Origin of the sequence: Marinicella litoralis (genome assembly GCF_002591915.1) — a bacterium.
Lineage (GTDB): Bacteria > Pseudomonadota > Gammaproteobacteria > Xanthomonadales > Marinicellaceae > Marinicella > Marinicella litoralis.
This window is the reverse complement of the sequence record NZ_NIHB01000001.1, coordinates 16,489-28,616: the sequence shown is the minus strand read 5'-3', so window position 1 is coordinate 28,616 and position 12,128 is coordinate 16,489. Positions and strand designations below refer to the sequence as shown.

The window sequence follows — 12,128 nt, the reverse complement described above, 5'->3', positions numbered from 1 at the left end:
TTGATATCTGCTGGATTATGTATTGATGATAATACTGGTCAGGTCACTGATTCACTACAGGTGAACCGACAAAGAAAACGTCAGGTGTTAGGTTTGTCAGTGACCATTTTTCAACAGGGAATGAAAATGATGACACAACCAAAGAATATAAAAGCATTGATTCAGACGGCGCATTATTTGCAAAGGCCAGACATTGAGCTACTGGATAAACTGCAACAGTTGAAAGATGAGATTGTAAGAGTCTCACACCAACCAGAGCCGGATTTAAAGTTACACAGATTTTTAATGAACCACTTGAAAAGAACACAACAACAGTTATCAGAGTTTAGAAAGTCAAACAGCTTCGATGGTTAATTTTTACACACTATAAAAAGAATTTTCCGACACCGTAAAAAGGGGAGTTTTCTGACACCGTAAAAGAGAAGGTACGAGGGGGTTAAAAAGTAAATGGCAATTAATCTGAAAAAACGAACGCCCCGACATTTTTTTATTTTTCCAGAATATGAAAAAACACTTTTAAAAAACAAGTAATCAGCGTTGCCAACATGCCAAAATCAAAACTAAAACAATTGGTAACTTGGGACAATTTGGGGACAGTTGATGGTAAATAAACACAACATTAGATAATAGAGTATAAAAAAGCCATTGATGCAAGTCATTGATTTAATTGTTGTTTAGAGTTGTGGTGTGTTGTTGTCTATACAGATTAACGGATTGAAAATCCCCGTGTCCGTGGTTCGATTCCGCGACCGGGCACCATTTTTTACATTTGGTTTTTACCTTCAAAACCAAACAAATTTAACTCTTGTTTCAACAGCCTCTCAGCCCAATACCAGATGATAATCGTCTTTATGGGCGGTTCTTTTATGGGTTAAATGTTGCTGGCTGTGGGCAGACCTTTAAAAACTGAGTCTTTCAACCAAGAATTGATTTTCTGGGTTAACAGTTTGTGGCCGATGATTTTCATTTCACCGTTTTTCTCAGCAGCACGGTATGAGGCCTCTCCCATCCAGACATCAATCATGGTTTTTACATCGGTTGTTATATAAACATCCACTTCTTTCCCAGGATCTTTGATACACAAATCTTTTTTGCCGTCTTGTACCACTATCCACCAATTGGCATTTTGCTGCAAATCGACAAACTTAAATTTAATGGTGGTCTCACCATCAGGTAAGTGGTCTGTTGCTACACTGCGTTCAAGGTATAACATCAACAGCTCCATGTCGTAGTCTTTATTGGTCACATTGGAGAAAGTCCACAGCATCCCCCATTCTCCCATCATCTTGATAATAGGTAATAAATCTCTGCATGATTTGGTAGAGAAATACTCATGGCCTTTTAAAGCAGGGCTTTTTTTCTTGATGACTAAACCGAGGTCTTCCAATTTATCAAGCCGACTTGAAAGCAAAGTGGGAGAGATGAGGTTGAGGCCCCTTTGAATTTGGTTGAAACGAGTGGCCCCCATCAACAATTCTCGAATAATAAGAATGGTCCATTTTTCACCAAGAATTTCTGCGGTTTTTGCCACCGGACAAAACTGACCATATTTCATGTTTGAACTCCTGAGTTTATGTAGTTAGAACCATGACATCTGAATGGTTGGCTGTTGAAGAGTGTACTCCAAAAAGTGTAGTACTTTTGTATGTTTTTAGTACTAGAGGCCGTTCACACCCCTGATTACAATGGATTCACTAGATAACAACAGACAGGAGAAAGGCATGCCATTAGTCACCATAGAAATCATCGAAGGCGTATTCAATAGCGAACAGAAACAAGACATGATCAAACAAGTCACCGACACCATGGTCAGTATAGAAGGTGAAAACCTTCGGGGAGTTACCTGGGTGAAAATTTCAGAAGTACAAAGTGGCGATTGGGGAATTGGCGGTAATGCATTAACCACCAAACAAGTCAAAAAGCTGGCTGCAGGGTGATTGATTGGCTTACTCCATTGAGGTCAATCAAACAGTTTGGTGTGAGCCTTGAGCCGATATAAAATGAAGCAAATGCTGATTAATTCGGCATTTGCTGATCAAGTGATTGTCAATGCAACGTTAAATATAGTATATATAAAACCTTCACTTCATCGAGACTCATTGAACTTGAGAAACATGCAACACAACTGGCTTTTGGCCTGTTTATCATTGTTCGCAAGCTGTGCTTGTGCCGCCAATGATGTGTTGTTCAATTTTGCTGGAAAATCATTTTATAACGAGCAGCATGTTTTGATGCTAAAAGCCGGTGACCAACTGCCAGCTTATGAAGTCAATACTTCAGTGATTACAGTCAAGCCACGAGTCAATTCTCTGCGTAACCAGTTGAATGGGTTTTATCAACAAAATGGATTTCAAGTTTTAAGAACGGCAGCGACTGGTTTTATGGATTTACAGCTCAGCGGTGCCAACGATTACCAGTCAGAACTGTTGAAGTTGGCCAACAGCGGCTTGTTTGCCGTGGTTGAACCAACCAGCTTTGGCCGTTATACCTTTATCCCCAATGACACCCAATACAGCAATCAATGGCATTTACCCCAAGTGTCAGCACCGGCTGCTTGGGATTTGAATGCAGGGGTGGCGTCAGTGGTGGTTGCGGTGTTGGATTCAGGAACTGATTTCAATCATGAAGATTTGGCGGCAGGTCCAGATGCTTTTGACAGTATTTGGAGGAACCCTGGTGAAGATGCATGGGCTGATCCAACCGATCCTACCACTGGCAATGGCATTGATGATGATAACAATGGTTATATTGATGATTGGATTGGCTATAATTTTGATCAGGATACCAACGATGGCTCTGGGCTGTTCGACCATGGAACAGGTGTCGCGGGGGTGGTGGCAGCAAAAACCAACAATAAATTGGGAGTCGCCGGTGTGGCTGGCGGTAACAACAGTGCAGGCGTCGCTGTCATGATTGGCAATATAGGCAGTTTTGCACCCAATGGTGCGGTGCTTGACGATGCCATTTTATATGCGGCTGAAAACGGGGCCAGAATAATACAATTGAGTTTGACCATAATACAGAGTGCGGCAATTGATGCGGCGATTAATGCTGCTTATATCAATCATGGTGTTTTGGTGGTCAATGCAGCAGGTAATTCTGCCACGCCAACCGTTGATTACCCAGCTTCTCATGTCAACGTAATGGCAGTTGGTGCTTCTAACCAATTTGATGGCAGGGTAAGTACGTCACAATATGGGCCAAATTTAGAAATAGCGGCGCCAGGTGTGGATATCCTTACCACCACCATTGGCAGTGCATATGTGTCAATGACAGGAACTTCATTTTCAGCCCCAATGACCTCTGGTGTCGCTGCCTTGGTTCTCAGCAGAAATCCGATGTTAACCCATGTGCAGGTTCGAGAAATACTGCGAAATTCTGCTGATAAAGTGGGCGGCTATGATTATGATTATGATGTGGATTTTCCTGGTCGCTCTTTGGAATTTGGTTATGGGAGATTGAATGCCCACGCTGCCTTACTGTTGTCAGACAGTTACCAAACTTTGAGTGGAGCTATTTTTTTAGATGGTTTTGAAGGAGACGTGATTTTCAAAAATGGTTATGATTGAAGATTCTAATAGATTGTCATATGCCTTGATGACATCAGCTGATGCTGAGTTGTTGTATCAGTTGGATCAAGATGTGGAAGTCATGCGATACATCAATGGTGGAAAAATGACCAGCCGGGAAGATCTGAATCAGGTCTATTTACCTCGGTTGGCAAAATACACCGATCCTGAAAAAGGTTGGGGCATGTGGAAGGTAACGGTCAGCCAAACAAACGAATTCATCGGTTGGATTCTGGTTCGGCCGATGGGTTTTTTTTCTAATCATCCACAATGGGATAACCTGGAACTGGGTTGGCGATTCATGCAAAAATCTTGGGGTCAGGGCTATGGCACTGAAGCGGCACTACAGATCATGAACTGCATAGGGGCTCTGCCAAATATCACAAAGTTCTCTGCCATTGCATTACCCGATAATCACGCCTCGATTAAAATCATGGGTAAATTAGGCATGCAATACGTCAAGACAGCCATCAACAAAGACCCATTGGGTGACTTGGAAGTGGTTTATTATGAGGTTTCAGTCTGAAACTTTGTTCCATTGTTCAAGGACTGCTTCAATCGAAGAAACATCATTTGAAAATTTTTCTGCCAGTAATGGATTGCCCGCTATGGCCATCAACAGATGAGCCCTTGCTTGATTTAATGCGGTCAGTTTTGACCCAAGGTCACTTTGTTTAAGCTGGCTGTTTAGCCATAAATATTGACCAAATCGAGCCAATAGGATGTGATTATTGGGGTGTTGTTTAATGCCTAGTTGCAGTTGTGGCAGGTAGTTTTGGTGGTGGTCGATCATTAGTGTTGGCTGTGAGGCATTCCATTTGCTTTCTGTGACCAATGATGTGGCCATCTGCGCATAACACACCGATCCATCAATTGGACTGTCAGCACAAGATGTATTGCGCTGCCAGGCCGCTTTTAAATTGTTGCTGGGGTTCTCGTTCAATAACAATTGGTTGTAGGCCAGCATGTTGTGGTAATACCCCCAGTGGCTGTCTAGATTTATGGACGCAGATATCCAAGATTCAAGTAATTCGAGTTTCTCTTTAATGTGTTCAAGTTGTTGGCTTTGTGGCTGGCCTAGCTCCAGATAATAGGTCACACCAGAAAGCATGACACTGATTTGGTTGTATCGATTGGTCCATTGTGATGCTTCACTCACAATCACTTGATCAAATGCATCAATCGCTGCACTTAAGTAAGGCTCAGGATCGATGCCTTGAAGCACCCGGTAATCGGTGTAAGTCCAATACAATGTAGCTGCCGCCAGCTGTGCATACTGACTTTCGGGTGATTTCGCTTGAGTCTGATCAAGCCATTGATTGGCTTGATTCAGTTGTTGGTCAGCTGGCAGTCCATTTTGATACCTGATATAAGCATGATCAGTCAAAACACGGACCAAAAATGCAGGTAAAAATTCGGTTGAGTCGGCGTGTTGAGTTAAAGAAGAGAGTCTTTCAGTGGCTCGTTCAAAATACCGTTCAGTTTGCTCCTTGTCATAACTGGTGTTGTTGGCTAAATTATACCAAGCGGTGGCCAACTCCAGTTGCGCTGAATAGTTGTTGGGCAGTCTGTCAACTGCCGATTGATGGTGTTTGATGGCTTGTTTAAAAAACGGCATGAATTCTTGATCACTGTACAGGTGCCACTTGCCCTCTGTGTTTAATAAATGGCCTTTGAGCTGTTCGGCATGTGCCTGCAGTTTTTTCGGTTCTGCTGACCAAGCATGGTCAAGAATCAACCGACTTCTGGATAACAGTTGTGCGGGTGATTGGCCTCGGTCCAACCAGGATTTCGCCAGTTGGGCATAGGCATCCGCTGCCACCAAGATGGCATTGGCCGTGTGCGGTAAGACTTCCAAAAGTTCATCACAGGCATTGATTCTTGATACCAACTGGTTTTGATTAAGTTGTAACAACAGGCTTTCAGTTTGGCACAGTTGTTGATGAACCATGGGGTGAGATCGAGCGATTTGTTTGGCTTGAGACAATGAACCCAATGCTTGCTCAAGCAAGATAATGGCTTGATCGGTTTTAGATTTCAGCAGCAATTGGTTGGCTTGCTCTTGGGTGATTTGAGCGGCCAATAACAATCGTTCAATCGGCCACAACAACTGACTGTCAGAGGATTCGAGTTGTTGCAGGGCCTGGTCGTACCTACCCTCGAAGTAGTGTAGTAGGCTGGAAATTAAGGGGTCATTATTGACATGATCTTCCACCGCATCAAATAAATTTAAAGCCGGAACAAAGTACTTGTTTTGTAATCGCTGACGTTGCTCCTGCCGTTGTGCCATTTGCGCATAGTTTTGTAATGATTGAACTTCATTTTGGTAAAGCATCAAATAGCTTTTCCCTAATTTGAATTTAATTGCGGCATTGAGTGGGTTGTTGGAATTGGCTTTGATCAATAACTCATGAGCGGTTTCATGGCGACCTAGGCTGATGGCTGCATCGGCCATGGCTGCGAATGCCAGTTTTTGTGTGGCCGCTGACTCATGCAACATTTGATTCAATAACCGATCAAATTGGTCATTCAACCTTTTGAAGTCTGGTTCGATGTTGCGCTTGGGTAAGGCATAAATTAACCTGGATTGGTTGCTGATGTCATCGGCTTGCTGCCAATAGTGCTGACTGGATTCAGCCCCTTGTACCAAAGCCAAGTTTTGCTTGTTTTGTTGGATGCTGTGATTAATAAAAAAGCCAGCAACACAGACAATGAATAACAGCATGATAAACAACCACTTGTGTTTCGAAAGGGTTCTGCTGAGCTTTTGACCCAAATCTGTAGGTCTGACTGAAACCACATCACCTGCTCGGTGCCGCTGCAAGTCAAGAATTAATGATTGCATGTCTTGGTACCTTTTCTCAGGTAATGATGCTGTACATTGTTCAATGATAGCAGCCAAATCTTGGTTGATCCAAAGGATGTTTGGGTGAGCTTGGCTTTGATTTTCAATCAAGTATTGCATCAGCTGACCCATTGAATAAATATCACTGCGGTGATCAACTGCAGTGAGTTCATGGTTCAGTTGCTCTGGTGATGCAAATGCAGGTGTCGCGAAAACATAGCATGATGTGGCTTGCTGACTGTTGTCAGTGGTTGCAATTCCAAAATCGATGATCACTGCTTGAGGTTGATCATCCAACATTTTCACCAATATATTGGCCGGCTTGATGTCGGCATGAACCACTTGATTATGATGTATGTATTTGAGCGCTTTGGCTATCTGGATGAATAATTCAGACAACTGGTCTGGGCTCAATTGATGTTTGTTGATGAATTGATCTATGTGTTCACCAGCGATGAACTCCAGCATCAACCAAGGGCGTTGTTGTTCATCGATACCAGCATCTAAGATTGATACGATATTGGGGTGTTTAAGATCAGCCAAAATTTGCATTTCTGCCATCAATTGTTGTTTTTGCGTATCACCTTCGATGCTTTGGTTTAAAACTTTGATGACCACAGTATTTTGATAAGTGCCATCGTTCCTGTGAGCCAAATAAACATGGCTTTGTCCGCCACTGTCAATCCTTTTTTCGATGCGATATTGTGCTTGGCTGTGGGTGCTTTTGGGATCGTGATGGTCTGGCAAAGCAGAAGCTAAAATCACTTTGGTGGCGTCATTCAAATCCTCTGATAGCAGGGCCACGGTCACCTGTGGGCTGTTTTTATGCTGTTGGTATTTTTGTAAAATTTGTTCGTCGCTGAGCGTTGGATTTTCATCCACCAATCGATCTAACAGTTGGTAATCGACTGCGTTTTTGGTGCCGTTTTGTTCAATGTCATTCGATGGAGGTTCGGCCATATTTGCGTTATTGTTCCAGTGCCAAAGACATCATTAATTTGGCTTTTTTCCAGCAGCGATCGATGGTCCTGGGGCTGACTTCTAAAGAATTGGCGATTTCTTCGATGCTCATACCACCAAAATACTTATACACAAACACGGTCTCTAAACGATCCGAATATTGGCCCATTTTTGTTAATTGGTGTTCTAAATCAATCAACCAAATGGCTTCCGTTCGGTCGACCAACAATTCTTCAACTTCTTGGGTGTCATCTTCGCCGCGATTGGCCACTTTTTCTGCCTGATTCAGCAGGATTTGCCGCATGGCCAATGCCGAAGTGGCAAAAAAGTGGTTGCGGTCATTAAATACACGGTCTTTGTGATTCAATTTTATCCAAGCCTCATTGACTAAAGCTGTGGTATTCAGTCCATGTTTTTGAACTTTGAATTTTTGAGAATGGGCTATTTTTTTTAACTGAAAATAGACACTTTCAAGTTGTTGCTGTTGCGCCTTAGATAATTGACGGTTATCCGTATTGAGCAATTGGGTCAGTTGTTTTTGGTCCATACAATGATTCGGCTGGCATTACCTCAGTGAGCTTCATTATACTAACACTGTAAAGTGGATTTGGGGTTAAATCCACTTCACATTTTCAGGATTTATTTTTTATAGACTGTCAAAAATCACAAGCCAAAACTGTCGGACCAGATTAAATCTGTAGACTCAGCGGCTTCAATGGCTCCTATGTCACAAAATGAAATTCCATCGCCATCACCATCTTGTGGCCTCAAGCGTTCCATCACATCTTCATCGCTGCACACTTCGGTGCTGTCAATCGCCAGTGAATCCACTGTAGGTGCAAAGCCAGGATATCGATCTGCATGGATTGAAAATCCGGTGAGCAGAGGATCAGCTTGCGTTGTCAGTGGCATGCTGTCGAGTAACTCACAACTGGCATCGTCGGTGATGTTATTACCAACATTGCCTTGGGGCGTGGTACCAAGCACCCCAGCACAGTTGTCTCCATTTACGGGGTGGGCAATGATGTTGCGTGATGGGATGATGCGGCCCGTCGAAAAAATATGAATGTTATCGCCGGATATACTGGCGCTGTTGTGAACCAAAGTTGAGGCATTTAAACGGATCAAAGCATCATCAATCACACTGGTCAAAGCACCACCTCTCTGCGCACTGTTGAAAGCAAACAGTGAATCTTGAATATAGACGATAGCGGCATAAGTGGCTTCCAATGCGCCTGAATTTGTACCGGCTTGATTGAACATAAATACATTGCGATTGACCTCGAAGGTCTGGTTGTCAAAGATGGCGCCCAAACCCACGGCTCCCATATTATCGACAGCAACATTGTTGATGAATTGATTGTCTTCCAACACGGCCGTTTCGGCCGCTTCATTGCGTAAAAACAAGGCACCTGCTGAACCACCAGAGCTGTTGTCAGCAAAATGGCTGTGGAGAATTTCAAGACGGGTCATACCAGGCTTGACCACCCGGTAACCTGAAATTGCTCCACCAACATTTCCAGCCGAGTTCCCAAGGTAAGTGTTGTTATGAATCCTTAAACTGTCGGCGCTGGTTTCATTGAAGTGTAAAGCACCGCCTTCGTAGGCTTGGTTGTTTGAAAATATCATGCCATTGAGTTCAATCGCACCCAAAGCGGCATTGGTGCCACTGAAGTAAATAGCCCCTCCGGTATTCTGGTCAGTGGCATGACCGCCGGTGAACTTAAAGTTTGTGATCGCAAAGTCATTGTCATTGATCGAATTGGGCACCACTCGCATGATTCTTTGATTCGGTGCTGCCAAAACCTCAACCGGTTCTGCATTGATGGTGGTGGAAATCAACATGGAGCTGAAAACCGGTAAAGTACTTTCTAACTGTATGGGACCTGCCACTTGAACGATGATCCAGTCTTGGGTGCCTGCTTGACCAGCGGTACATCCGTCAATGCTGATGTTGATGTTGGCTGAATTAATGGCATCACGTAAATCACAATTACCATCAATCGCTGATAAATCCTGTGCATTATTGACGATGATGGTGGCTGACTGGACTGGATTGATCAATGTCCAACCAAGTAACAGACAGGTAAATAGTTTGATTTTGGTTTGTTGCATTTGTTTTTCCGGTTTTTAACAGACTTAACCGGTCACCAAGTAAAACACGCCATTTAATTAAAAAAGAATTTAGAAACAAGGGCTGAAGACATTTCATTGAGTCGTTCTATAGTCAGTGGCTCAGTAACTGATGGTAGATAGAATGACAGAATTAATTGAAAGTGATGTTGTGTGAAGTTATTAAATTGATAAAGAATCTATTACAATGATTGAACCACTTTAAGAACAGACGTTACATGCAAGATAATGACACAGAATGGATTCAGCAGATTGCTGCAGCTGAAGACCAGCAGAATGCCCATACTTTTCCAGCAGCTGTCTATCAGCCTGGCTTGTTTGATGTTTTAGACAAGACGGCCGTGTTGCATAACAGTTGGCAATTGGCAGCCCACAACAGTCAACTTGGGGAGGTCGGGGATTATGTGGTACATGAGTTTGCTGACTTGCCGATCATTGTGGTCAATACGGGTGAAGGAATTAAGGCCTTCCATAATGTGTGTAGGCACCGAGCAGGGCCTTTGGCACTGAAAAATGGGCATGCCAAAACCTTGATGTGTAAATACCATGGGTGGAATTACCACCTTAATGGCCAGTTAAAAAGTGCACCAGAAATGCAGACCACGCCAGGTTTTTCAGTGTGTGACCACCGTTTGCCAGAGGTTCAATTGGATCAATGGCAAGGCTTGATATTTGTGGCTTTGAAATCAAACGTACCGCCATTACAAGAATGGGTTACTGGAATTGCAGAGACTATCACGCCGATAGACATCGCGCAGATGAAGTTTTATCGACGCGACGAATTTATTTTGGATTGTAATTGGAAAGTCTATGTCGAAAATTATCTAGAAGGGTATCATTTACCACATGTACATCCTGGCTTGAATAAATTGTTGGATTATAAGAGTTACCAAACAGTGTTGAGCCAATGGCATTCATATCAATTCAGTCCACTGGAGCAAGGTGGTGGGTTTTATGGGGAAGGTCAGGCACATTATTACTTCATTTACCCCAATACCATGCTCAATATCTTGCCCAATCGGTTACAGACCAACCAGGTGTTACCGATGAAAAACAACCAAACCAAGGTGATTTTTGATTACTACTATCCAAACATAGCAGGCATACAGGCATTGATTGAACAAGACCAATCTTTCAGTGATGAAGTGCAAGATGAAGACGTCATGATATGTGAGGCGGTGCAGAAAGGCTTGAACTCTGGCAGCTATGACAAAGGCCGTCTGTGTATGAAGCGGGAAAGTGCTGTACATCATTTTCAAGAAATGCTCAGAACTGCCTACCGACAACAGTTGAAGCAGGTTGAGGGTAAGAAGTCACAACAATGTAATTTAAATCAGGCGGATAACAAGCTTGGTTAAGTTTAAAAAATACAATGAAAACCATTCATATCATCAGACATGCCAAATCAAGTTGGCAACATTCTCATTTAAGCGATGTTGATCGGCCGCTGTCTCAGCGAGGTATCAATGATTGTAAAATCATGGCCAGCCACTTAATTGAGGCCGGATGGAATCATCAAAGTATTTATTGCAGTCAAGCTAAACGAGCACAAATGACCATTGCGGGCATTGCCAATGCTTTACCTCAAGTGGACATTGATTGGCAAATTGATTCGAAATTATATACCTTCAGTGTGGGCGTTTTGCTTGAATGGCTGAGTGAACTGAGTGACGATTGCAATGCAGTGACTTTGGTGGGTCATAATCCCGCTTTGACCGATTTAATCAACCAACTTGGTGACACTTATTTAGACAACCTGCCTACCTGTGCTTACATACAATTAAAATCTGAGGTTCCATTATGGCAAGACATTACACAGACTGCGTTTCATACAACTCAATTCTTGAAACCCAAAATGTTTAAGTAGTTAACAGTTCCACTGCGGCCTGATTCAGGAACCATTCATCTTTTGTTCAGATAAATTTAATTATGATATTTTGAGTATTAATTAATGTGGAGAATGGTTATGAAACATGTTGGTATTTGGGTGCTTTTGTTTTGTTTGGGATTGGGATCGGCACAAGCCAAAAGATTGGGTTTGTTTTTTGACACCCATGGCAACATGATCAGTCCTGATGATTATTTGGTACATCAAGCTTTAAAGGACGATGAGGGTGGTTACAAAAACGATGCCATGTGGCGTCTGCAAGAAGCTGGAGAATACGGTAACAAACACGGTCAATACTATGCTGGATTGTTGTATTTACAGCAAGGTGATTATGTCAATGGCTATGCTTGGTTGAAACTGGCTGGTGAGGACTTTATGAACAACAGCAACTTATTACCATCGGTCAGTCAAACATTGAACAGCCGTGGACTCATGAATACGGCCAAGCAAACGCATCATCGATTGAATGAACAAATTAATTTTGAGTCAACCATCGCCAAAAGGGTAGATTGGTTCAAAAAACTGAAATTTGCTGGCAGTCACATCGGTGGTTATATTCCTGTATTTTGGCGCACTGAAATGCGTGATGGGGTGGTGGTTAAAGGTTTTGATTTGCGACAGGACATCAAGTCGTTTTTATTCGATTACAGGTATCAGCAAGGTGATGTCAGGTTAACCGAATTGGAATTGGACGTGATTTTATAAGACGAATAAATTCAGGGCTTTATTAAAT

11 protein-coding genes are annotated in these 12,128 nt (G+C 42.8%); 7 read left to right on the top strand and 4 right to left on the bottom strand.

Annotated features, from left to right (window positions below; genetic code table 11):
* Nucleotides 1-354 (top strand): hypothetical protein (locus CCS90_RS15020; protein ID WP_218961642.1); only part of this gene is annotated, 354 nt, incomplete at its 5' end.
* Nucleotides 355-871: 517 nt separating this feature from the next.
* On the opposite strand, the gene CCS90_RS00150 is transcribed toward CCS90_RS15020, so the two are convergent.
* On the bottom strand, nt 872-1,555 hold the full coding sequence (locus tag CCS90_RS00150) for a winged helix-turn-helix transcriptional regulator (RefSeq protein ID WP_099017491.1): 684 nt from the start codon (nt 1,553-1,555) through the stop codon (nt 872-874).
* 166 nt (nt 1,556-1,721) lie between these two features.
* Between CCS90_RS00150 and CCS90_RS00145 the strand changes: the two genes are divergently transcribed.
* The 3 genes from CCS90_RS00145 (at nt 1,722) to CCS90_RS00135 (ending at nt 4,095) form a co-directional block, all read left to right on the top strand.
* Nucleotides 1,722-1,937: a tautomerase family protein gene (locus CCS90_RS00145; RefSeq protein ID WP_099018688.1), complete on the top strand. Its 216-nt coding sequence runs from the start codon at nt 1,722-1,724 to the stop codon at nt 1,935-1,937.
* Nucleotides 1,938-2,000: 63 nt separating this feature from the next.
* The gene (locus CCS90_RS00140) at nt 2,001-3,569 is read left to right on the top strand and encodes a S8 family serine peptidase (RefSeq protein ID WP_099017490.1); all 1,569 of its coding nucleotides are present in this window, start codon (nt 2,001-2,003) and stop codon (nt 3,567-3,569) included.
* Nucleotides 3,562-4,095: a GNAT family N-acetyltransferase gene (locus CCS90_RS00135; protein WP_099018687.1), complete on the top strand. Its 534-nt coding sequence runs from the start codon at nt 3,562-3,564 to the stop codon at nt 4,093-4,095. The genes CCS90_RS00140 and CCS90_RS00135 overlap by 8 nt, the downstream gene beginning before the upstream one ends.
* Here the strand turns inward: CCS90_RS00135 and CCS90_RS00130 are convergent.
* The 3 genes from CCS90_RS00130 to CCS90_RS00120 form a co-directional block, all read right to left on the bottom strand.
* Nucleotides 4,087-7,374: a serine/threonine-protein kinase gene (locus tag CCS90_RS00130; protein WP_099017489.1), complete on the bottom strand. Its 3,288-nt coding sequence runs from the start codon at nt 7,372-7,374 to the stop codon at nt 4,087-4,089. The two genes, CCS90_RS00135 and CCS90_RS00130, sit on opposite strands and share 9 nt — an antisense overlap.
* 7 nt (nt 7,375-7,381) lie before the next feature.
* Nucleotides 7,382-7,921: a sigma-70 family RNA polymerase sigma factor gene (locus CCS90_RS00125; RefSeq protein ID WP_099017488.1), complete on the bottom strand. Its 540-nt coding sequence runs from the start codon at nt 7,919-7,921 to the stop codon at nt 7,382-7,384.
* 116 nt (nt 7,922-8,037) lie between these two features.
* The gene (locus CCS90_RS00120) at nt 8,038-9,489 is read right to left on the bottom strand and encodes a hypothetical protein (protein ID WP_099017487.1); all 1,452 of its coding nucleotides are present in this window, start codon (nt 9,487-9,489) and stop codon (nt 8,038-8,040) included.
* Between the two features lie 236 nt (nt 9,490-9,725).
* On the opposite strand from CCS90_RS00120, the gene CCS90_RS00115 reads away from it, so the two are divergent.
* The 3 genes from CCS90_RS00115 to CCS90_RS00105 all read left to right on the top strand — a co-directional run bounded on the left by CCS90_RS00115 (nt 9,726) and on the right by CCS90_RS00105 (nt 12,100).
* Nucleotides 9,726-10,865 (top strand): aromatic ring-hydroxylating oxygenase subunit alpha, encoded by a 1,140-nt coding sequence (locus tag CCS90_RS00115; RefSeq protein ID WP_099017486.1) that lies wholly within the window; start codon nt 9,726-9,728, stop codon nt 10,863-10,865.
* A 14-nt stretch (nt 10,866-10,879) separates the two neighbouring features.
* Complete coding sequence (locus CCS90_RS00110; protein ID WP_099017485.1) at nt 10,880-11,374, top strand: SixA phosphatase family protein; 495 nt, start codon at nt 10,880-10,882, stop codon at nt 11,372-11,374.
* A gap of 99 nt (nt 11,375-11,473) precedes the next feature.
* Entirely contained in the window at nt 11,474-12,100 is a 627-nt protein-coding gene (locus CCS90_RS00105) for a hypothetical protein (RefSeq protein WP_099017484.1), read from the top strand.
* Nucleotides 12,101-12,128: the final 28 nt, after the last annotated feature.

Bases quoted from the DNA above. Each gene is read 5' to 3' on its own strand.
- CCS90_RS00130 (WP_099017489.1), bottom strand. From the start codon at position 7,374: ATGGCCGAACCTCCATCGAATGACATTGAACAAAACGGCACCAAAAAC.
- CCS90_RS00140 (WP_099017490.1), top strand. From the start codon at position 2,001: ATGAAGCAAATGCTGATTAATTCGGCATTTGCTGATCAAGTGATTGTC.
- CCS90_RS00150 (WP_099017491.1), bottom strand. From the start codon at position 1,555: ATGAAATATGGTCAGTTTTGTCCGGTGGCAAAAACCGCAGAAATTCTT.
- CCS90_RS00135 (WP_099018687.1), top strand. From the start codon at position 3,562: ATGATTGAAGATTCTAATAGATTGTCATATGCCTTGATGACATCAGCT.
- CCS90_RS00115 (WP_099017486.1), top strand. From the start codon at position 9,726: ATGCAAGATAATGACACAGAATGGATTCAGCAGATTGCTGCAGCTGAA.
- CCS90_RS00145 (WP_099018688.1), top strand. From the start codon at position 1,722: ATGCCATTAGTCACCATAGAAATCATCGAAGGCGTATTCAATAGCGAA.
- CCS90_RS00120 (WP_099017487.1), bottom strand. From the start codon at position 9,489: ATGCAACAAACCAAAATCAAACTATTTACCTGTCTGTTACTTGGTTGG.
- CCS90_RS00105 (WP_099017484.1), top strand. From the start codon at position 11,474: ATGAAACATGTTGGTATTTGGGTGCTTTTGTTTTGTTTGGGATTGGGA.
- CCS90_RS00110 (WP_099017485.1), top strand. From the start codon at position 10,880: ATGAAAACCATTCATATCATCAGACATGCCAAATCAAGTTGGCAACAT.
- CCS90_RS00125 (WP_099017488.1), bottom strand. From the start codon at position 7,921: ATGGACCAAAAACAACTGACCCAATTGCTCAATACGGATAACCGTCAA.